Below are 22531 nucleotides of genomic sequence, written 5' to 3'. Positions count from 1 at the left end.
AGCTCAAAGCTTTAGATCAAAGCTTTAGATCAAAGCTTTAGATCAAAGCTTTAGCTGAGTGCTCTGTTCACTGCAATTTGTGCCACTGTCACGATCGCAACCCTTCACGCGTTCAGGGTTTGTCAGTCATTGCTAATAAATAGATAAACCATTGGCAGATTATGACTCTAATACTCGCCACCCTAGCTGTATCATTATCAAACAACAACAGTTGTTTTTATGCACATTTTTTAACTACTTATTCCTAAAAATCTTTTGACACCTTTGTTAATGAATTGTTAAGTTAGAGCTTGTGCTCCAGCTGATAATGAATTGGAGTGACAAAAATAACCTCATGAAAAAGAAGGCTAATTGATTAGTTACTTTTAACCATCGTGTATGTAATGACGTTTATTTCGTGATGGATAATAATAAAAACACCCACAAGGAAGCGCTAAATTATGAACAGATTACTGGTTCTCATTTTACTCTTTGTCAGTTTACAAGTTTCAGCTAAATCGTTACCACCGATACTCGATCATCTGCCTGTGTGCACGCCAACAGTGATCGATGGCATCTATGTGGAAAATACCCTTAAAAATAGCTCAAATGATAAATTAATAGAAACCAGCTTTCGCCTGATCCAGAAAAAAGCCAAACAAAAGCGGGTCGATGCCGTCATTATTACTAATTTAATTGAAGCCAATAAAATTATTATCACTGCTGACTTAATTGATTTTTGCGACGAAGATGACCGGTTATCTTCGGTGAAAACTGCTTATAATCAACTTAGTCGTAAACCCATTAGCTTTAAAAAACCGGCGCCAGCCACTAAGGTTTCAACAGCAGCAACGACCAATCGCATTGCAGCTAAACCCAAAACGACCACTGCGCCACAAGTCACTTTAGCGCAGTCACAAATTAGCCCTGCGATTACAATACTGTCAGAAAAAGAATTATCTAGCCTTGCAAGAGAAGCAAGCTTTCCTTCAACTAATGTGACTCTATCTAGCGCCTACGGGGTTAGCATTGATGATTCAACCCAACGTCTGATTGAATTACTAGGTCCTGCCAGCGCTTTATTTACCCTAAAAGATCAATCCCAAGCATGGCTATATGGCCGCGAGCTGTGGTTTATTATCGACAACAATAAAATTCAGCAAATATCCTATAAAGATCGCTCATTACTTAACTACAATGGCAAAAATTTAATTAGCTACAACGAAAGGTTTGATAATAACTGGCTGATTGATGATAAAGCCGGATACCGTGATGAAGTACTGCAAGTGCGCAATAAGCTTGATTATTTAAAGCAAACCAGTACTGAAGAATATATCGTCTCCAATCATAAAAACTTACTGACGTTAGAGTTTGATGAGTTTTCTTCTATCACCAGCGATGAGCCTGAATTACTGCTCACAGGTTTCACCTTTAAATCAAGAAAATACAGCCGTGATAATGATGAGATATTATTTTCGGAGCTCAATAGCCAAAAGTTAACTGAAGTACTTTTACCTACTGAGAACAATCAACCCAGCACGCTCGATGCGCTAGTTAACCGTTTTGTGCCTAATGTTATTCAATTTTCAAACAACGGCGTTTGGAGTTTACTGTCAAAAAATGTGCAGGTTAAGCATTACAATAATGTCATTCAAAAAGTAAAACTCTCTGAGAGTATTAACTACCCTATTGAGTCTGATGAGCAGTTTATGGCTTATTTAAAATCCATTAATATCCCAGCCACCCGTGAAGCTATGTTGGCACACTTTAGCGATCAAGCCAGTGCATGGTATGAGATCATTAATGTCGAAAGTGATGACTTTGTATTAAAAGCCGAGTTCACCTCTGAAGATGATGATGCGATGTTGATTTCATTGGAAGTTGAGTATTTATAAACAGCTCTTATACGTAGCACTTATCAATAACAATCATCACTCGCTTAAACAGTGATATTGTTATTAATACTATGATTAACACTTCAAAAAAGCCCAATAGAGACTACCTATTGGGCTTTCTTTATTCTTACCGTTATTAACTAAGTACGACTACTCATTTGGCAGCCACAATTTAACGCTTAAGCCTTTCTCTTTACGATTTTGCATGGTGATATGGCCACCATGAGCTTCAACTATTTCGCGGCATAAGGGTAAGCCAATGCCAGTGCCCGATTGTTTAGTTGAATAAAACGGTAATAAGGCTTGAGATAACACCTCGCTAGACATGCCTAAACCGTTATCTTCAATGGTGATCATCACCCCAGTAAGCGGATGACTGACCTCTAGAAACGCTATAGTGACTCCGTCTTTATCAGTCCCAGATTCATGGGCATTTTTAAGCAGATTGATTAACACCTGTTCTAATTGCACACAGTCTAAGGCAATGGCTTGTTGCGGCAATGCTGAAGTTAAACTGAACCGATACTGCTGGGCTAACTGCTCGATTAAATTGTCCCAATTAACTGGCGATCTTTTAGGTAAAGGCAGCTTAGCGAATTGGGCATAATGGGAAATAAATTGGCTTAAATGGGCGGTGCGATTTTCAATGGTATCGAATATCAGCGCTAATCTTTCATTATCAAAATCTTTAGTGAGTACTCTGCCAGAATTGACCATTGAAGCAATAGGCGCCACAGAGTTATTCAACTCATGGCTGATAATGCGGATGACTTTTTTCCACACCGCCACTTCTTGGCGATTAAGCTCTTTGGTGAGTTGTTTAAGTAGAATTAAATGATGACGTTGATTATTTTTATTAAATTGCCCGCGTGAGATATGCCAGGTTTCGATTTCACCCGCGCTATCGTCACTTAGCCCTTCGCCATTAGCATCAATGGAAAACAAGCCTTCATGCTCACTCTCTAATGCCTGCTTTAACGCACTAGGTAATACTGAAATCAGCTCTGAAAGCAACATGCCTTCAATTCTAATCCCCTGATTAAATAAGTGTCTGGCAGCATCGTTGGCATAAATAATCCGCTGATGATCATCCACCAGCAACATGATGTTAGGTGAGTTTTGAATCACTTTATCGAGCATTAATTCACGCTGATAAATAAACTGCCGCTCTTTGCGTAGTTTTGCTGAAGCTTGATTATATAAATCAGCCAGTTCATTCAGTTGCGGCTCATCATATTCAGGTAATGACACACTAAATTCATTATCTTTAAAGTTGAGTAAGCCGACTTCCAGCGCTTGTAAACTTTCGCCCAGTTGACGAGTCAGGTACATACTGATGAGAAAACACAGGCCCAAGCTCACAACCACCGCGGCCCATACTGACTCATCCCCAAGCCATTGCCACAGGCCGTAAGCCAGCAACAACGACACTAGGGTGCAGACTAAATTTGACAGTACCAGTTTGTTACGTAGGCTCATTTAAGGTTTGTTCTCTAAGTTGATTTTCATACTGGTTTTCCATAACCACGTTGCTGAGCAAAATTACTTATTCACTGACAAGCCATACTTTTCCATCCGCCTGTACAGTGCTTGGCGGCTTAACCCCAGTGCTTTAGCGACTCTGGAAATAACCCCACTGTGCGCCACTAACGCTTGTTCAATTTGTTGCTTATCAGGCTCTACAGTGGTGTTTGTCGACGTAACTGTGTGGTCTTGAGTAGGAAACTCTTTAGTAAGAGGTACGTTGTGCGATGAAGTCTTTGTTAGTGCATTCTGCTCTGTCAGCGTTTGCAACATTGACAACCCTAAATCAGCACAGCTTAGTTGTGATGATTTAGCCAGTAATACCGCCCTTTTACAGACATTTTCAAGCTCACGTACATTGCCCGACCAAGGATGATTTAACAGCGCTTGCTGCGCCTGTTTATCAAAACTAAATGTCTCCCCGACAAAGAAACTGGCTAAGGGTAATATGTCATCAATGCGCTGATTAAGCGGCGCTAACGCTAGTTCAATAACATTTAAGCGATAAAATAAATCTTCTCTAAACTGACCATTAGCAATGTCTTCGGCTAAGTCGGCATTGGTAGCACTGATGACACGTACATTCACTTTTCGAGTTTGATGACTGCCTAAGCGCTCAAACTCACCCGTTTGTAAAACCCGCAATAACTTCACTTGCCCAGATAAAGGCAAGTTACCAATTTCGTCTAAAAATAAAGTGCCGCCATCCGCCGCTTCAAAACGGCCAATACGTGCTTTATTTGCGCCAGTAAAAGCCCCCGCTTCGGCGCCAAACAGTTCAGCCTCTAATAAATCCATCGGCAATGCGCCAATGTTCACTTTTATAAACGGCTTACTTTTTAACAATGAATTCGCTTGGACGATATCAGCAATTTTATCTTTACCTGCGCCATTGGGGCCAGTGATCATCACCGACACATCAGAGCGCGCCACTTGCAGAGCTAAGTCTATGCAACGCTGCATGGCGCCGCTGCCAAACACCATACCGCATAAATCAGCGTCTTTGATGGCGCTCATGCGTTCTGAATCCAGCCGTGACAATTGGTTATTTTGCTTAGATAAGTGATATATCGATAACAAATTACTGATGCTATTTAGCAGCTTGGCATCATCCCAAGGTTTACCCATGTAATCGGCAGCCCCAGCTTTAACCAGCTCAACCGCGGTTTCTAGCTGAGTCCAGGCGGTCATTAAGATGATAGGTATATTGGGTTGTTGTTCCCGTAAGGTATAAAACAACTGACGGCCTTCTTCACCAGAGGTGGTGTCCTGGGTGAAGTTCATATCCTGAATAACCAAGCTGATATCTTGCTCTGCCACAATCTGTAAAGCTTGCTCTGGGGTTTCGCAGCTTAATGATTTATAGCCATGAATATCCAACATTAATGTCAGAGCGCTACAAATGGCATGATTATCATCAACGACTAATTGTCTAGACACTTCTTCGGCACGATTTTTAAGCTCAAATGCTAAGGTATCGCCCATTAAGTCAACTTCGGCAATGGCATGTTGATGCAGCAATTTTGCTTTATGCAGGTCATCCTTACCCTTTTCAAAATCGATTCGACTAATCAAACGGCTTTCAATCAGTTGATCGCCGCGGCGACTTTCACGATCTGCCGCCTCTAAGTCCACTTTGGCCATGTCTAACACTTGGCTAACTCTGAGTTGTTCTCGGCGAGCATCTAACTTGGCCCGTTCTAAATTACTTTCCATTGCCCCATACAATGATTGCTGCTGCTCATAAGAATTTTGTAACTTAGGGCTTTCTATTTGAGCAACCACTTGACCAAGTTCAACGATATCGCCAGGTTGGCTCAGCATAGTCACCACACCTTGTTCAGTGCTATATAAAACAGGTGCATTAGCAGCTACGATTTTCCCGGTGGTGGCAATATCAAGAACCAAAGTGCCGCGAGTCAGTGTTGCTAGCCTTAAGTCAGTTGCATCAATTGAGCGAATATTATTGTCATGTCCTAAGCTTGCCCACACCAACGCACTCATCAACAAGCCAAGGGTACCAATCACTAATGGCATTTTTAGCTTATTGGTTAGCTTTGGCTGAATAACCTTATCTTGTCCGCTGGTATCTTTAATCATCATTAATCCTAGAATGCGCTCAATGCTGCATTTATCAATCATATTGCATTGGATATAGCACAGGCTGTGCCATAAATTAAATAATGATATTAATTAGATACTTAAGATATTTTAATTATACGACCAACAATCGAAAGTGTCCGCGACCCCCCTGTAAAGTGTCCGCATTAAAATGAGAAGTGTCCGAAAACAAAAAAAGTGTCCGCGCGGACACTTTTGGGCAATCTATATTGAACTGCTTAATTCAAGCCGCTTTAGGGCTGACGCACTTTATCCAATGCACCACACAAGGCTTCAACACCTAAAATAGCCCGTGGGGAGGCGCGATGCAGTACATCAGCATTGAGTTGATAGATATGCTGATTTTTAACTGCGGGTAATTCTGGCCACTGTGACCAATCAACACCAATAACGTTGCCCTCATCTTGGCTTTGTAAAATCACTTCTGCCATGGTGAGCAATACATTCTCAACGCTTACTTGCGGGTATTCACTGGCTGCATCGATAAAAACATTTTCACCATGACAAGCTTCGATAATATGCTCTATCCAACTGCCTTTAGATACTGTCATTAACGGCGTTGACCACAACTGGTAAAACACTTTTACTGGCGACTTTAATTGATTTTCAGCGCGGATATCCGTTAGCTGCTGACGATAGTTTGCTGCGACTTTAGCCGCTTTATCTTGATTACCCGTAAGCTCACCCAATTGTTCTAATTCATTGGCTACATCATCAAGGCTTTTAGGATCGCTATTAAACACCTTAAAGCCTAGCTGAGTTAGCTGGGTGATATCGTCCATTTTATTGCCGCTATTCCACACCACGATTAAGTCAGGGTTTAGCTCTAACACTCGCTCAATTTGAATACCGTAGTAACCACCGATACTGGGAATAGACTTTGCTGCCTCTGGAAAATCAGTATGATCAGTAGTGGCAACAATAGACTCGCCAGCACCGATGGCATAGAGCATTTCAACCGCGTGGGGCGAAAGCGCTATGATACGTTTAGCGGGTTCGGCTTCTTTTGTCTTAGCGTCTAAAAAAGGACTTACCACAGTGGTGATGATAAAAAAGATACTGATGGAAATTCGTGACAACATGCTTTTCCTTTGAAAAATTACACTGGGGTTATTGGGTCAATGCTATCCCAGACTCTATCTGCAACCGACTATTACTTCAAACAACTCAGTCAATGAGCTACTCAATGAGTGTATCAGGCCAACCGTGAGTATCGATGTAAGCTTGTAAGTTTTTAGGTCTATATTTCATGTCAGCATCCCATCTTTGTTTCACTGATTGATGTATCCAAATAGGTTTCTCGCAGTCAGTTAGCGGGCGATGATATTCACCACGAATACGATACACATGCTTTTTAGACTTATGCTTGGTCGCCATAGGATTAGGGCGCAAACTGTCATGCAAATGGGTCTCAAATGCTAAGTCAAATTCACTGGCTTGTTGCATCATCCATTTAAGCGCGATATCCGATAAACAGCTCTGATCATCATCAGGCTTATAACTGCCGCCTATATTACTGTGCACCCCTGCAAACCACACTTGTTGAATATTCATGTTGCTGCGAGGCTGCCAAATGGTGGGTCTAAAGTCGTCACGCACTTCATCAATGGCCAAAGCATGGCGCGCTACGCTAACATTACGCCCAAGCTTAGTGTCGTAAAACTCATCTTTATCTTCAAATAAGCCTAAAAATGAGAATGGAATTCCCATGGCGCCGACGGTATCCCACACCCCAACAAATTTGACCTGCCTTGATGGGTAACTGTATTGCTCACGAAAAGCGATGGATTTTGCGCCATCAGGCTTATAAGGTTTTGATTTGGATTTATAGTGCTCAAACGCCGCTTGAATTTGATTGGCATCGGGGCGCTTTAGAATGCCGCAGTTATTAATTAAGCCGCATAAACTGCGCACGGTATAAGCGCCGCGGCTAAAACCAAACAGATATATTTCATCGCCTTCGTGGTAGTTTTGCACGATATAGCGATAACAATCCATAATGTTCTTTTGAACACCACTGCCGGTTATGCCACCAGATACTGAGTCATAATATGAGCCGACGCCCCAATCGTAAAACACCTGTTGCGCCACACCATCATCGGCAATGGGTTTAATACCTCTGGCAATACGTAGCACATTGGTGGGAAAGTCTTTTTTAAGGTCTTTCTCTGGGCGGTTCCAAGTGCCATCGGCACAAATAACAATACGTTTTTTCATTATATCTTCCTTGAATTACAGCAATAATTGCTAAGTAATAAAATAGTATCAATCCTTGCTAGCAGATAAAGCTTCGACCTTTAGACTATAGTCAGTCCGCCCTAACAGGGTTTACTCTAACTCAGTTATTGAGCCATAAACAAAGGAGTTTTTATGTTAACTGCGGATCAATCTGTACTGGTGATTGTGGATGTGCAAGGTAAACTTGCACAGGTAATGCAGCAATCTTCGGCGCTGCATCATCAGCTCGCTATCTTGATCCAAGGGGCGCAATTATTTGATATTCCAACTTTATGGCTAGAACAACTGCCCGATAAATTAGGTCCGACCTCAGCGCAATTGAGCGAGCATTTATCTAAAACTACCCAAGTGATTGCTAAATCTCACTTTAGCGCATGGCAGTGCCAGGAGTTTCAGCAGCAGTTAACGCGCTTAAATCGCAATCAGATTATTCTCGCGGGCATTGAAACCCATGTATGTGTTTATCAAACCTGTCAGGATTTGTTGGCTAATCGTTACCATGTGCATTTAGTTGCCGATGCGGTGTCATCGCGCATTGAGGCCAATAGAGCCTTAGGCATTGAAATGATGCAAGCCCTAGGCGCTAAACTCACTAACACTGAATCTTGTTTATTTGAATTGCAACATCAAGCGACAGGCGAGCGCTTTAAATCATTACTTAAGTTGATCAAATAGCAATTCTAAATTAAAGCCTTATGGATGATTGTTAGCGCTTTGATACCAAGCAAATGGCTTTTTAGATGTCATATTTAATCCCATGTAACCTTTATCATTGGGCATGATTTGGACTTAAATAATCGCATTTCTTGCGCTAAACACTGCTGCATGCAAACTTAGTTTCTCGATTTATCCTCCCAAGATTGTCAATAAATTGCTGTAAATCTAACCTGTGTATTTTGTATTAAGCTAAACTTACTGATAGTTTTATGGGAAACACAGTATTTCTGTTATTATTTGCAACCAAATAATCATAATTTAATGGATTAGCACTCGCTATCCAAGTTCATTCGCCACAGGTAAAAATATGATTAACCACTTCACCGTCCTCGGTGTTAAAGCCAGTGCCAAAGAAGACGAAATAAAAAAAGCCTATAAACGTTTATCAAATAAGCTGCACCCCGATAAACTGCTTAACGCATCTGAAGAAGAAAAGCATCAAGCTGCAGAGCAGCTACAAAGGGTTAAAAATGCCTATGATGTTTTATCTGATAAAAAATTAAGAACTGCATTTATTAAAGATTTTAATAATGTCATCGTGACCAATCCTACAGCGGCAATGACCGAGCTGTGGGACCAATTTTATTCTTGAGAAACCCATGAGCCAAACACTTAATATCTCACGCATCAATGAGTTAAAAAATAATGCCTATGACAATATCGAATCGTACAACGACCCCGATACCCCTGATGCATTAGCAAAATTCACCAACTCAATGAAAGAGATTTTATTAGCCGATCCGTCGATGCTAGCTGCGGTACCCGAGTATTTACCGGTTGCCTTATTTAATCGCATTCGTTTTTCTGACGAAGCCAAAATGAAATGGGCAGGCTGGATTGATAATGCGGTATTGCCAACATGGGACGAGTTTAAAGTCACGGTGCAGTTCAACAATGCCGATGTGCCATTAGTCCTTGCAGTACGTAAATATTCTGAAGAACTGTTAATTGAAAGCTGCGCCGTGGTTTATCTGCTTAATACTCAAGATAACGTGGTTGCACCAAGTAAGTCTTTTGCTTCATCTGAAGGTGGCAATAGCGACGATGGTTATGACCCATATAATAATGATGACGACAGCCAAAGCGAAGATGAAGAAGGCTATTACGACCAATATGATGAAGAGGAGCGTTAATGAACAATCTTATTGAAATCACTGCTGCTGAGATTAAAGATCTCGCTGATGTTGAGCCACAACAAGCCAGTAAGCGCTTCGAAATCATTGCTAACACAATGAATGATGAGCAGCTTGTTGATGTCATTGAGCATATGGATATCGTTACCTTAACTCAAATCAACAGTCATCATGATATTTCTTGTCCGTCGATCATGTCTGAGCTGATGACCCCAGAGCAAATCCGCGACATAGTGTGTCAGCAACCTTTGTATTGGGAAGAGCAAATTAAAACCAATGTTGATGAATTAATGCATCATACCTTTGAGTTTTTAACCTACCTTATTCGTATTCAGGGCACTGAAGAAAAACAAGCCGCCATTTTAGAGTGTATTGCAGAAGATCCTGCTGGGCTGTTTTATTTATCAATTCCGTTTATTGAGTTGATTTTGGCGCCATCAGCCGAGCAAGACCACAACACTATTTTTGACTCATATGATGACGAAGATGATGGTGAAACAGTGGGTTATAGCAACTGGCAAGCAGATGAAGAAGCCCATAGCCTAGCGATGGATGATCCCCGCAGCCTATTGGCATTAATTCAACAAATTGCGCCTGAAGTGGCCAAGTCGATTAAAAATCTGCTGCGTAATGAAAGTTCTGGTTGGGAACAAATCATCGGTAAATTCGTTAATGAGCTGGTGTTACAAGCAAAAGATAAAAACCAAGTGGCTGATGAGTACGCTGAAGTCGATGATATGTTTACTTTTCTTGATTAAGGAAACCAGTTAATGCAGTTAGCATTACGTGATAACAATCAAGGCCCATACTTTAGTCGGGTACTTGAGTATGGCCGCCGTGAAGCACTATTAACCGATGAGCATGTCACCCAAATAAAATCGAAAGCGATTTTAATGAGTCTTAAACTTGCTGATAAGTTTTATAACAAGCACAAAATGCATTTGCTGGAGCAAGCAGCCCATGATGTCATTGGCGTGGTTAGCCTAGGGCTTATTGCACTAACCGGTCACGAACCCGTTGGCTCAATCAACTTGCTGAAAACCCCTGATGGCATAATGAAATGCTTTCAAAAAGGCTGGAGCATGTTGACCACTGTGAGTAAGCATATGCATGGCAGTGAAAAATCACTCTATGGTGATATCAATCCAATACTCATGGAAAAAATCTCGACCCCGCCAGATACAGATGAGTGGCTAGGTTGGCAAGATTATCAAAAAGCGCTTACTGACCACAGAAGTCAAGAAGCCACGAAAGTATTGCTTGAAACCTTTTACGCTAAAACTGAACTCGATCCATTATTTAGTCTTGGGCTTGAAAGCGTGCTGGCTGAAGCCGTGCTTTATCGCATGATGTTTGATGATGCTCGTGTACGTGAAGACATGAAAAAGCGCCTGCGTAAAATTGCGTTAGACGATAAGTGGTTTAGTGTTGAAGTGATTCAAATTCATACCGACCGCGCGTTGAAACTGTTACCAGATTCATTAGCAGAGGCCATTCGCCAAGACTTAGGTAAACATTTTTACCAAGAGTTATTGCGAACGCTTAAGTTTGCCAAGAAATACCGAGAACTTGCCCTTGGTGATGCCAGTCCTGAAAAGCTTGAGCGTTACGAGCAAAAACATGGCCTACAAAGTGTGTTACTCGGTTGGCAAGACACCTTTGAGTTTTAGTGACACCAAAGACACTAAATAGCGCAATATTAAAGGGTAATAACATTACCCTTTTTTTATGCTTTAAACTTCTGATCTGAATATAAATTTCCAACGTATTATCTAACTCAGTATAACGCGAGCAAGTACCGGAGTTGCCCATGAATAGAGATGTTACTGACAGAAATAGCGCGAGCAGTGTAGCCAAGATCCCCAGTAGTCGTTTATCTCGTTTAGGTAAAATGGGCTCATTAGCATCAAGGGTTGCTGGCAACGTACTGTTTGAAGGCGCCAAACAACTCAGTAAAGGTCAATCACCTCAGTTGCAACAGTTGGTACTTACTCCCAAGAATATGACTCAAGTGGCTGAAAAGCTCGCTCAACTTCGTGGCGCGGCCATGAAAGTGGGTCAGATGATCTCTATGGATAGTGGTGATTTACTGCCTCCAGAAATCAGTGACATCTTAGCGAAACTCCGCGATGATGCTAAAGCCATGCCCCATAAACAACTGGTTGCGATCCTCAAACAACAATGGGGACAAGATTGGTTAGCTCCTTTTGCCCAATTTGAATTACGCCCTTTTGCAGCCGCCTCTATTGGTCAGGTACATTTAGCCTATCTAGACAGTGGTGAAAAACTAGCAGTTAAAATTCAATATCCCGGTATTAAAGACAGTATCGACAGCGATATTGATAATGTCGCGAGCCTGCTAAAAATGGCGCAGTTAGTGCCCGACCATGTGCAATTTGATAAGTTACTCACTGAAGCTAAAGCACAATTACACCACGAAGCTGATTATCACTACGAAGCTAATTTACTGCAGCAATACTACACTTGGGTCGCTGATACGCCACACTTTGTGGTACCAAGAGTTTATTCGCAGCTTAGCACCGACAGTATTTTAGTGATGCAGTTTATCGAAGGCGTGCCAATAGAATCTGTGCTCAATATGGCGCAAAGCATTCGCGATAAGGTCGCCACCCGGTTACTCAGTCTTTTTTTAGATGAGCTGTTTACCTTTAAGTTGGTACAAACAGATCCCAACTTTGCCAACTTTATGTACCAAGCAGATCCTGACAAAATTGTGCTGTTAGATTTTGGTGCTACCCGCAGCATTTCTGATGATTTATCCAGCGGCTATAATATGTTAATGCAAGGCGCTATGACCAGTGATAGTGCACTCATGACCCAGGCTGCAGCGCAAATTGGTTTTTTTCAAAAACACATTACCCCAGAGCAGCAACAAGTCATTGTCGATATTTTCCATCAAGCCTGTGAGCCATTACGATGTGAAGGGGAATATGATTTTGCCAATAGTAATCTCGCTAAACGCATTACCGACTCAGCCAAGGCCATGAGCACCAAACAAGATGAATGGCACACACCGCCAACCGATGCGATTTTTATCCATCGCAAGTTAGCCGGTATCTACTTACTTGCCTCTCGCATAAAAGCAAAAATTGATGTCAGGCAGCTGTATTTAAGCCATCAAAACAACATCTAGCATTCGCACTTAACGCTGACGTTTATTGCCAAAAGGCTTGTTTAATAATAAAACAGTCCCATATAAGAAAGTGACGTTTATTAAAAAATTTATAAACGCCTTATAATTCAACAAGGAGAGTGACATGTTCAGCCACATCATGATCGGCAGTAACGATATACAAAAATCAAAAGCATTTTACGATGCCACCTTCGCCGTTTTAGGTTACGAACCTGGGGTCATCGATGATAAAGGTCGTTGTTTTTACTTCACTGAAAGCGGTATTTTTGCCATCACTAAACCCATCGATGGCGAACCTGCAACCCACGGCAACGGCACCACTATCGGTTTTAGTGTTAAAGATGCTGCTCAGGGCGATAAATGGCATGAAGTCGGCGCCGCTCATGGCGGCACACCTTGTGAAGAACCGCCTGGAGTACGTTCAAACCCTGCGATGAATTTGTACCTTGCCTATTTACGCGACCCTGATGGCAATAAAATTTGTGTACTGCATCGACTTCCAAAATAATCGCAGTCGTAAATACAAAATAGTAACGACTGAAGTTATTTCTACCGCACGATAAACACTGAAAAATGACTTAAAGTCCAACAATCACATAGCCTTGATACTCGCTATGTGATTGTTAAATTGTCAAAGGCTGACATCAGCAACTCAAATAGCGTCTCTCACTCAAAATAGCTCATAATGCCGCTCAACAAAGGCCCTCATACTGAAGCCTATCAACCTCAAGCGCTACCTGTGTAAAATTAGCCACAATAGTAAGCGGCTACACTATCTTAATAGACTGCACCATCTTAATAGCAATAGGGTAAACTCTAGCCTGTAACCACTTGGACAGAGACTGCATGATGAAATTGGCCATTGCATTATTCCTCGCTTATATTTTACTGTTAGTGCCCAGCACCCACGCTAGCCAAGAACAGTTTAAAAGCGCCACTAATCAGCTTGAACCAACAAAAGGCCAATTATCAGTCAAGCCGTTAATCGACAATGTATTTCAGTTTACCTCTTACTTCCAAACTCAAGATTACGGCTTTGTATCAGCTAATGGCTTAGTGGTTATCGATGGCTCAGAGGCCTACTTGATTGATACCCCATGGACAGAAAAAGATACCATTCAACTGGTGCGATGGATTAAGCAACAAGGCTTTACGCTACGGGCGAGTATTTCAACTCATTCCCATGATGATCGCGCAGCCGGAATTGGCTACTTAAATACCATAGGGGTTGATACTAACGCCTCTGAATTAACCAATTCATACTTAAAAGCCAATAATAAGCCTTTAGCAAAACAGGCTTTTACAGGCGACAAGTTGCAATTAGCCCACAAGCAGATTGAAGTAAAATATCTCGGTGCAGGCCATACAGAAGATAACCTCGTGGTGTGGCTGCCTGAGTCGAAATTACTATTCGGCGGATGCCTAATAAAAAGTCAAGCTAGCAAAACTATGGGCTATATTGCACAAGCGTCACTTTCTGAGTGGCCAAATACCCTAGATAAAGCCAAAAGCCGTTATAATGATGCAATCATTGTGGTACCAGGTCATGGCAACAATGGCGGATTAGAACTACTCAAGCACACCCAAGAGCTGATTAGTAACCATTTAAAGTAATTTATTGAAAAAGAAGCTGTAGAAGATGCCAACTGATAATAACGCAACCCATTCCACTACAAACCAGCACTGCTTTGTGCCATTTAACACCAATGTAGATGGATATACATTGCCGGAAAAATTTACATTCCCCTTTTATTATCAGCCACACCCATTAGCGATTATCGCCGCCGAGCAGCTACAAGAGCATTTACAACAGCAAACAGATTGGCTGCATAATTTTGGCATTACCGATAAAGAACATGATCAGTCAGCACCAACTGAAGCATTGCTTAGAAGAGAAGCATCAAAACACCTTCCTGCCATAGGTAAAATGTTTGGGGTATTAGTGGTCAAAAATACTCAGGGACAACTGGGTTTTTTAGCTGCTTTTTCAGGTAAATTAGCTGATAAAAACCTATGGCCACAATTCGTGCCGCCAGTATTTGATATGCTCAGTAAAGATAGTTTTTTCAAACAAGAAAATATCGAAATCAATCAACTCAATGCCCAGCTGGTTGAGTTAGAAAACGATCCATTATTACAGCAGTTGACCACTAAACTAGCGTTAACGCAGCAGCAAGCTGAAAATGCCATCGCGGCGCAGCGATCGCAAATGATCGAAAACAGAAAGTATCGCAAAGCTCAGCGAGCTCAAGCGCAAAGTCTCAATGAAACTCACTTTAAAACCTTATCAATTGAAATGAGCAGACAAAGCGTTAATGATAAATATTGCTTAGCAGAGCTTAAAGAGCATTGGGAGCGGCAAACTAAACTGGTTGCTGAGCCATTAGCTGAATTAGAACAAGCTATTAGTGCTATTAAACAACAAAGAAAGCAGCTATCTAATGGGCTACAGCATAAGTTATTTAGCCACTATCAGTTTTTAAATGCCCTAGGTGAGAGTAGTGATCTTAATAAGATTTTTAATGATGCGCCCAATCATTTACCACCTGCTGGAGCTGGTGAGTGCGCCGCGCCTAAACTGCTACAATATGCCTTTAAACATAATTTCACTCCTATCACTATGGCTGAGTTTTGGTGGGGCATGTCGCCCAAATCTGAAATTAAACAGCATAAAAACTATTACCCTGCATGCCATGGAAAATGCCGCCCAATTTTAGGACATATGCTTAAAGGCCTACAGGTTGATGAAAATCCACTACTTAGCAACCCTGCTGAAGGGGTCGAGCTTCCCATCGTTTACCAAGACGATCATATTGTGATCGTGAATAAACCAGCGGAGTTTTTATCTGTGCCTGGTAAAAATATCACCGACTCAGTATATAGCAGAATGAAGCAAGCTTTTCCCCACGCCACTGGGCCACTCATAGTACATCGCCTAGATATGTCGACCTCAGGATTAATGGTTATTGCGCTGTCTAAAGAAGCCAATAAGCATTTAGTGCAGCAATTTATCAGTCGTACTGTCACCAAGCGTTATATCGCTAAGATCGATGGGGTCCCACAGCTTGATCGCGGCGATATTACACTGCCATTAAGAGTAGATTTAGACGATAGACCAAAGCAACTTGTCTGTTATTCACACGGAAAAAATGCACAAACCCATTGGCACAAAGTACAGGAATTAAACAACTCTTGCTTAATTCACTTATTCCCCAAGACTGGCAGAACTCATCAATTAAGAGTCCATTGCGCCCACGCCAAAGGCTTGAACATGCCAATTTTAGGCGATGATTTATATGGAAAAAATGCACAAAGACTGCATTTACATGCTCAATTGCTGTCGATTATTCACCCTAATACAAATCACAGAATAACCTTTGAAGTTAATGCTGACTTCGAATAATCACAATATAAAACAATAGTTTTAAACAATTGAATGAATTAGTGTCAATTTTCTGTCTATTTGGCACTGATAAAAACTCTTAAAAATCCCCATTTCCAAGTGGAAATGTTAACCAATATCAGTTAATGTAATAAGTTCGTACGATATGCGATTTAATTGATAACAACCCAATAAGCTAACGTTTTCTACGTTATAAATTTTAGCCTTCCTACAAGCTGTTGATTAAATTAATAAAACTTTGGCTTACTGCACTATTTAAGGAAAAAAGTGGACTATGAAAGAGTGGTATTTCTCAAATAATGGTGAGATCAGCGGACCATTAAGGCTGGCAGAATCAAATAAGTTTATTGCGTCAAATCCAAATGTTTATGCTTGGCATCCCTCTTATGCGCAGTGGGTTCCTGTAAGTGATATAGAAGAGTTCGATGTTATTGGCTCTCCACCACCTGCACCGGCGGAAATCCCGCAACAACTGATAGAGCATTTCACAGCTAAAGAGCGTGAGCTAAATACTGCGCTAGGCCGAATAGATAATACGATTCAAACTATCAGTAGTTCAATGGCAGATATTGATCGCGACACCAATCGCTTTAAACAAACCACCAAAGATTTAAACGATAAAGTAGAAGCAACGTTAAAAAGCGTTAATGAGCAATATGCTGCATTACAGAAGACTCTTGCTGGTGTTAACTGATTGAGTAAAGAAACCTTATTACTCTGATTTGCATATAACATTTGTTTATAACTAAAACATTAAGAATACGATTATGAAAAAATGGTTTTTTTCCAAAAATGGCAAAATAACTGGGCCATTTACAGAAGTTGAAGCAAAAGAATTTTTACTCAGTGATGGTAACTGTTATGGATGGCACCCATCATTCACTCAATGGAAACCTGCAAGCAGCATTCCCGAATTTGCCGCCTTTGTTCCAGCAGTGACACCACCAGCTGAAATACCTCAAGCATTAATCGCCGAATTTGCAGCTAAAGATAAAGCATTACAAGCAAAAATACTTAGCATGGAAGAAAGCGTTATTTCTACCAAGGCCTACCTGCTTGAGTTTGAGCAAGAAATTACTAATTATAAAAAATTAACGAATAATCTAAATGATGAAGTTAAAAATAATATTAGTCCTTTTGAAAACAAATATAATTCGCTACAAAACTCATTTGACGAATTAGTTAGTGCGTTATCAATTGCTAAAACTGAAGTTAATGAAGCTGTTACTGAATTTAATCAACGAGTCAACAAACGGCTTGCTGAAAGCGGCACCGATACTAAAGCCGTTACCGCAGCTCCTGTAGCTAAAGATGCTGCAGTAAGTTCGGCAGCTTTATCTGTTGATAATGTCTCTGCAATCAGTGATCAAATTCAAAAAGCACTTGCTGAAAGCATGATGTCAGCAGTAGAAGACGTCAACAACTCAGAACTGACAGCGAAGAAATCGTTAGATCCTGTTGCCGTAGCACCTAAAAAAGCTAAAGCAAAAATTGATAAAATAGAATTCTCTGAAGACATCGCTGAAGATACTCAATCTCAAGCTGAAGAAAAAGCGGCTGGTCTATCTGGCGTGAGTAATATCTTCAAATCTGTCTTCAAGGGGGATCCTAAGACACCGCCAAAAAAGTCAGAAACGCCGGATGATGCAGATCAACTGGTGAAATCAACGAATGCTAACAGCAATGATAAGAAAGCTACCGATAAAAAAGAAGAAGTTGTAGAGACTGAAGATGAAAAAGAAGCCAGAATGAGACGTCGTAGAAGACGTACACATTACATTGCTTCTTAAGATTTACAGCTACTGAGGTAATGATACTTAACTGCTGATAGTTGCACCGAATTGAATATCAAAACGGCCTATTTATTAAATAGGCCGTTTTTTATTGAATCGAGTTCGTTGGAATAGTCGTAACAGAGGTGACTCAATGCAATATTCAGCGACTCAACTTTCCGAGTTGAACATTTGCTATGATTATCACTGTAATCGAATACAAAAATGTCCGCTCACTGCTGCAATCACCTTGTAAATGTCGCTTGGATATTACTCACTGCATATGTTGGCAAAGGTTGCTTGAGTTAGCATTTGCAAATCTGCTGGCGCCAATGAGATCTCTAAGCCCCTGCGACCTGCGCTCACGTACATGGTATTAAGCTCCTTGGCAGAGCTATTTATCACGGTTTTTAAACGCCGTTTTTGTCCTAATGGGCTCACTCCACCAAATACATAACCGGTGGTTTTTTCCGCTAGCCCTTTATCCGCCATGACAGCTTTTTTACCACCAAGAGCTTTAGCAAGTAATTTAAGGCTCAACATTGATGTCATGGGCACAACCGCAACGGCCAATTCCTTGCTGTCTATTGTAACCACTAAAGTCTTAAACACTTGGCTCGCTGACACGCCAAGTTTTTCTACCGCTTCATCACCATAGGACTGGGCATTACTATCATGCTCATATTCATGGATAGTGTGAGGAGTTTTATGTTTTTTGAGGGTGTTAATCGCTGGGGTCATAGTGTCTGTAATAAATCCGTAAATAAGACCACCTAATGCTGTGATCTTTTAGCTGTTAGTATCTGTGATTTGTTGATATTCAAAACTGGTAATTTCAAAAGGATTGCCATCGGGATCTGCAAAGTAAATTGACCAGGTAATTTCATGATCGCTTTCAGTATATTTTATCTTATTCTCAGCAAGTTTTTGTTTCCACATCTGGTAATTATTAGCATCCACCCCAAAAGCGACTGTGGTAAATTTAGGCTTAATACTTTCAAAAAGCGCTAAATGAATATCACCATGCTCGATAGTTAGCGGGCCGTCGCCTTGACTCCAAAAGGCTAACGCTTCGACCAGCCTAAAACCCAGCACTTGTTGATACCAAGCGAATGCCTTTGCCCTATCCCTGACATAAATATGAATATGGTCAACCCGAGTCAGTTTAGGGCCAGTTTGACTGAGTTTTGGCTCATTAGAAACAGACATATTAACTCCGATTAATCCACGTTGGTGCACCAAACTCAGTCAATTGCTTATCGACTAGCACAATTGCATCATCATCTGAACAACACAGCAATTCTTGCTGTTTAGCTAATGGCAGCGACTTAAACAGTGATTGCGTTTGTGCGTCATTAATCTCTGTGGCCGATAGGTGCGGCACAAATAAAAATGGCACTAAGGCTAAAGCGCTGGTATCAATTAATCCCACTTGATTACTATCACCACATAAAGGCGCTGTATCAATTGATGGCGTCATTATCATCGCCCCAGCACTGATCCCAATAATCGCAGTACTAGTTCCTGCACTGTGTTTTACAGGACGATCAATTCTAAGGCGATCAATTTCCGGGCTATCTTGACTTATATCACCCAGTGCCAGTTGATAGAGTAACTTATCTAGCCCACGCTGCTTTAACCAGTATAGGAAACGATAAGTATCGCCACCGGATAAATATATTAGCCCTGCTTGGCGTAAAATACGTTCCGACTCGGTGGTATAACCATCTTCAAGATCAATATAGTTAACCTTGTCAAAGCCAAGGCCCTTAAACATGGCAGCTACTGGCGCAAAATAGCTTCGCTGAGAATCTGGCTCAGATGCTATATAAACTACGCCAGCTTGCTTTTCAGCAATCGACAATGTCGCCACCATAGCTGCTATCGCTTGCTGGGATGCTATTGATGTTGCATCACTTAATAATGCTAATTTCATTGATCTTGTAAGTCCGTTTACTGTTTTGCATTTATGTCACATTTTGCCGAATAGCTAGACTGCTTAGTCGTCTGCTAAAGCATCAAACTGCTGTCTTTTCTCGTCCATAAACTGCTGCATCGCTGCAGGATCTTGCATCAAATGCGCCATTTGCGACATCACTAACATGTGTGGGGCATCTTGCTGCTGAAACATCGCCATAGCGTGCATTTTACTTTGCGCGACCATTTGCTCGAATGTCTCTGCGCGAAATACTTCATCACAAGCGCCACCAAGCTGTTTACAGGTCATTGTTTTCATCATTATCTCTCTTTTTAAATTATTAAAATTCTGTTGTATTAAGCACTTTGGCTTGCATAATGTTACCAAGGGTAAAGCAACAAATAAATTTGATTAATAATCAAACCCTAGCTGCGCTTTAATGCCATCATTAAAAGCGTGTTTTATCGGTTGAACTTCGGACACTGTATCGGCAAGTTCAATGATTTCACGATGGCAGGCACGGCCGGTAATGATAACATGTTGCATGGCTGGGCGATTTTTTAACGCATTCAGTACCCGCTCAACCTCTATGTAGTGATAGCTCACCATATAAGTTAACTCATCTAATAGCACTAAATTAACTGACTCATCTTGTAAGAGTTTTTCAGCTTCAAGCCAGGCTTCCATCGCCGCTTGAGTGTCTTTTTCTTTATCTTGGGTTTCCCAGGTAAAGCCTGTGCCCATGACATGAAACTCAACCCCTGCGCCTTCTAACAGATTGCGCTCGCCACAGGCCCAAGTGCCTTTGATAAATTGCACTACTGCGGCTTTGTGTCCATGGCCGACGGCGCGAGCAACAGAGCCAAAACCTGAAGTCGATTTACCTTTACCGTTACCAGTAAGCACTAGCAAAATGCCTTTTTCATCTTGGGCGGCAGCAATTTTTGCATCAACCCCTTGTTTTACTTTTTGCTGACGCGCCTTATGACGCTGGGCTTTAGTGGCATCGATATTACTGGTTTGGCTCTGGCTTTCGTTTTGGTTTTCATTATCACTCATGAGAGACTTCCTGTTAATTTATCCATATCTAAATGCGCTTCAAGCACATCTGCTAATCGTTCTAATTGTTGTTCACGTATTTGGTTTATATCAATGCTTTTGGCTTGAGCAAGCCCTGCCCACTGCAATATAAGCTCACAGGCATCTGGGCTATCAAATAAACCATGAACATAGGTTGCCAAAATTTGGTTATCATCACTGAGTAGGCCTTCTGCGTACTGCGTATCACTCTGCTGTGATGTGAGACTGATAGGCGCTAGCAAATCTGCAGAAGTTAGCTTTTGAGTCACCCCGCAGTGAATTTCATAACCTTCAATGCTTGCTTTAGCTTCATTAAGCGCTAAGTGACCACTTACTTTACATAGGGTTTTATCTGCCGTCAGTGTGGTTTCAATGGGCAGTAAGCTTAAGCCTTTACTGCTACCTGCCACATCTTCAATGGCATCGGGGTCATGAATATATTGGCCTAACATTTGATAACCACCACAAATGCCTATGACTTTACCGCCATAACGTAAGTGCTTATTAACCTCAAGATCCCAGCCTTGTTGACGCATAAATTCTAAATCTGCTCTGACATTTTTACTGCCTGGTAATATGATTAAATCCACTTTGGGGAAATCTGGATTACTGGATTGGGTTTGCAGGCTAAGATAATGAAACTCAATGTAAGGATTCAACCGTAAAGGGTCAAAGTCGGTATGATTACTGATACTTGGAAAAACTAACACCAGCACTTTGAGCTTATGATTGATAATGGCTAAGTCCTTTTCCGAACCTGTGACTTTCCCATGGGAGTCAATCAGCGCATCTTCAGCATCTAAATGTAAATCATGTAAGTAAGGCAAAACCCCAAATACCGGTTTTTGGGTGTAGTTTTCCAGCCAGTCGATGCCAGATTGTAATAGGCTAATATCGCCACGAAAGCGATTAATCACAAAGCCTTTAACTCTTTGTTGCTCAGATCCACTGAGCAGTGACAAGGTGCCCACAAGGTGGGCAAATACGCCGCCTTTATCAATATCAGCAATAATAATGACAGGGCAATCGACCGCTTCTGCAAAGCCCATATTGGCGATATCCCCTTCGCGCAAATTGATTTCTGCAGGGCTACCTGCCCCTTCAACTACCACCAGCTGATATTGCTGGGTCAAGCGCTCAAAAGACTGTAATACCGCATCCATAGCGAGGGTTTTATAGTTACGGCTTTCCGGGCCAAAAAAAGCTTTTGCCTCTAATGTGGTCAAGGCTTTACCGTGAATAATCACTTGGGAGCCAGTATCACTACTTGGCTTTAATAATACTGGATTAAAATCCGTATGCAGCGCAAGCTTACACGCCACGGCTTGCAATGCTTGGGCGCGGCCAATTTCGCCGCCATCTGCGGTAACTGCGCTATTTAATGCCATATTTTGTGGTTTAAATGGCGCCACCTTAGTACCTTGGCGAGCAAATACCCGACAAAGACCCGCAACTAGGGTGCTTTTACCCGCATCTGATGTGGTGCCTTGCACCATTAAGGTTTTAGCCGCTCCAGCTTGATAGCTATGGCCAGAACTGCCCGTATTGCTTGTGCTAGTTTTAGTTTGGTTTTTAATTTGCATCATGGTTGATTTTT

The 22531-nt window shown here is 41.5% G+C and carries 22 protein-coding genes; 12 read left to right on the top strand and 10 right to left on the bottom strand.

What is annotated here, in order from left to right; translation table 11 throughout:
* Nucleotides 1–440 precede the first annotated feature (440 nt).
* Nucleotides 441–1874, top strand: coding sequence for a hypothetical protein (locus AB4140_RS02145; RefSeq protein ID WP_303445753.1), 1434 nt, complete (start codon nucleotides 441–443; stop codon nucleotides 1872–1874).
* Between the two features lie 150 nt (nucleotides 1875–2024).
* On the opposite strand, the gene AB4140_RS02140 is transcribed toward AB4140_RS02145, so the two are convergent.
* The 4 genes from AB4140_RS02140 to AB4140_RS02125 form a co-directional block, all read right to left on the bottom strand.
* Complete coding sequence (locus AB4140_RS02140) at nucleotides 2025–3353, bottom strand: PAS domain-containing sensor histidine kinase (RefSeq protein ID WP_371999605.1); 1329 nt, start codon at nucleotides 3351–3353, stop codon at nucleotides 2025–2027.
* 63 nt (nucleotides 3354–3416) lie between these two features.
* Nucleotides 3417–4883 carry a sigma-54-dependent transcriptional regulator gene (locus AB4140_RS02135; RefSeq protein ID WP_371999674.1) on the bottom strand — a complete coding sequence of 489 codons (1467 nt, stop codon included), beginning with the start codon at nucleotides 4881–4883 and terminating at the stop codon, nucleotides 3417–3419.
* Nucleotides 4884–5752: 869 nt separating this feature from the next.
* Nucleotides 5753–6601 (bottom strand): cobalamin-binding protein, encoded by an 849-nt coding sequence (locus tag AB4140_RS02130; protein ID WP_102438638.1) that lies wholly within the window; start codon nucleotides 6599–6601, stop codon nucleotides 5753–5755.
* A 97-nt stretch (nucleotides 6602–6698) separates the two neighbouring features.
* A complete protein-coding gene (locus tag AB4140_RS02125; RefSeq protein WP_102438640.1) occupies nucleotides 6699–7736 on the bottom strand; it encodes a DUF2235 domain-containing protein in 1038 nt (345 codons plus the stop codon).
* Nucleotides 7737–7889: 153 nt separating this feature from the next.
* Between AB4140_RS02125 and AB4140_RS02120 the strand changes: the two genes are divergently transcribed.
* From AB4140_RS02120 to AB4140_RS02070, 11 genes are all read left to right on the top strand, one after another.
* A complete protein-coding gene (locus AB4140_RS02120) occupies nucleotides 7890–8432 on the top strand; it encodes a hydrolase (protein WP_102438643.1) in 543 nt (180 codons plus the stop codon).
* Nucleotides 8433–8781: 349 nt separating this feature from the next.
* Complete coding sequence (locus AB4140_RS02115) at nucleotides 8782–9066, top strand: J domain-containing protein (protein ID WP_076541642.1); 285 nt, start codon at nucleotides 8782–8784, stop codon at nucleotides 9064–9066.
* Nucleotides 9067–9073: 7 nt separating this feature from the next.
* The gene (locus tag AB4140_RS02110; protein ID WP_076541640.1) at nucleotides 9074–9607 is read left to right on the top strand and encodes a hypothetical protein; all 534 of its coding nucleotides are present in this window, start codon (nucleotides 9074–9076) and stop codon (nucleotides 9605–9607) included.
* Nucleotides 9607–10365, top strand: coding sequence for a hypothetical protein (locus tag AB4140_RS02105; protein WP_076541638.1), 759 nt, complete (start codon nucleotides 9607–9609; stop codon nucleotides 10363–10365). The genes AB4140_RS02110 and AB4140_RS02105 overlap by 1 nt, the downstream gene beginning before the upstream one ends.
* Nucleotides 10366–10377: 12 nt before the next feature.
* Nucleotides 10378–11277: a hypothetical protein gene (locus AB4140_RS02100; RefSeq protein ID WP_102438645.1), complete on the top strand. Its 900-nt coding sequence runs from the start codon at nucleotides 10378–10380 to the stop codon at nucleotides 11275–11277.
* 140 nt (nucleotides 11278–11417) lie between these two features.
* Nucleotides 11418–12761: an AarF/ABC1/UbiB kinase family protein gene (locus AB4140_RS02095; protein WP_102438647.1), complete on the top strand. Its 1344-nt coding sequence runs from the start codon at nucleotides 11418–11420 to the stop codon at nucleotides 12759–12761.
* A gap of 124 nt (nucleotides 12762–12885) precedes the next feature.
* Nucleotides 12886–13269 carry a VOC family protein gene (locus AB4140_RS02090; protein ID WP_102438649.1) on the top strand — a complete coding sequence of 128 codons (384 nt, stop codon included), beginning with the start codon at nucleotides 12886–12888 and terminating at the stop codon, nucleotides 13267–13269.
* A 338-nt stretch (nucleotides 13270–13607) separates the two neighbouring features.
* The gene (gene bla, locus AB4140_RS02085; RefSeq protein WP_102438651.1) at nucleotides 13608–14375 is read left to right on the top strand and encodes a subclass B1 metallo-beta-lactamase; all 768 of its coding nucleotides are present in this window, start codon (nucleotides 13608–13610) and stop codon (nucleotides 14373–14375) included.
* Nucleotides 14376–14400: 25 nt separating this feature from the next.
* Nucleotides 14401–16164, top strand: coding sequence for a pseudouridine synthase (locus tag AB4140_RS02080; protein ID WP_371999600.1), 1764 nt, complete (start codon nucleotides 14401–14403; stop codon nucleotides 16162–16164).
* Between the two features lie 274 nt (nucleotides 16165–16438).
* Complete coding sequence (locus tag AB4140_RS02075) at nucleotides 16439–16858, top strand: DUF4339 domain-containing protein (RefSeq protein WP_371999598.1); 420 nt, start codon at nucleotides 16439–16441, stop codon at nucleotides 16856–16858.
* A 73-nt stretch (nucleotides 16859–16931) separates the two neighbouring features.
* Nucleotides 16932–17954 carry a DUF4339 domain-containing protein gene (locus tag AB4140_RS02070; RefSeq protein WP_102438658.1) on the top strand — a complete coding sequence of 341 codons (1023 nt, stop codon included), beginning with the start codon at nucleotides 16932–16934 and terminating at the stop codon, nucleotides 17952–17954.
* Between the two features lie 252 nt (nucleotides 17955–18206).
* Here AB4140_RS02070 and ybaK read toward each other — a convergent pair whose 3' ends face one another.
* The 6 genes from ybaK to AB4140_RS02040 form a co-directional block, all read right to left on the bottom strand.
* Nucleotides 18207–18677: a Cys-tRNA(Pro) deacylase gene (gene ybaK, locus AB4140_RS02065; RefSeq protein WP_371999596.1), complete on the bottom strand. Its 471-nt coding sequence runs from the start codon at nucleotides 18675–18677 to the stop codon at nucleotides 18207–18209.
* Nucleotides 18678–18725: 48 nt separating this feature from the next.
* Nucleotides 18726–19145 (bottom strand): VOC family protein, encoded by a 420-nt coding sequence (locus AB4140_RS02060; RefSeq protein ID WP_102438662.1) that lies wholly within the window; start codon nucleotides 19143–19145, stop codon nucleotides 18726–18728.
* Nucleotide 19146: 1 nt separating this feature from the next.
* The gene (locus tag AB4140_RS02055; protein WP_371999594.1) at nucleotides 19147–19872 is read right to left on the bottom strand and encodes a Type 1 glutamine amidotransferase-like domain-containing protein; all 726 of its coding nucleotides are present in this window, start codon (nucleotides 19870–19872) and stop codon (nucleotides 19147–19149) included.
* Between the two features lie 63 nt (nucleotides 19873–19935).
* A complete protein-coding gene (locus AB4140_RS02050; protein WP_198589317.1) occupies nucleotides 19936–20175 on the bottom strand; it encodes a hypothetical protein in 240 nt (79 codons plus the stop codon).
* A gap of 90 nt (nucleotides 20176–20265) precedes the next feature.
* Nucleotides 20266–20913: a cob(I)yrinic acid a,c-diamide adenosyltransferase gene (cobO, locus tag AB4140_RS02045; RefSeq protein ID WP_371999591.1), complete on the bottom strand. Its 648-nt coding sequence runs from the start codon at nucleotides 20911–20913 to the stop codon at nucleotides 20266–20268.
* Nucleotides 20910–22430, bottom strand: a complete 1521-nt coding sequence (locus AB4140_RS02040; protein WP_371999672.1) for a cobyric acid synthase — start codon at nucleotides 22428–22430, stop codon at nucleotides 20910–20912. Before AB4140_RS02040 ends, cobO begins: the two co-directional genes overlap by 4 nt.
* Between the last annotated feature and the right edge of the window lie 101 nt (nucleotides 22431–22531).

Origin of the sequence: Shewanella sp. 10N.286.51.B2, from assembly GCF_041469265.1 — a bacterium.
GTDB lineage: Bacteria > Pseudomonadota > Gammaproteobacteria > Enterobacterales > Shewanellaceae > Shewanella.
Note: the sequence above shows the minus strand (reverse complement) of the source record. Positions and strands in the feature narration are given on the sequence as shown.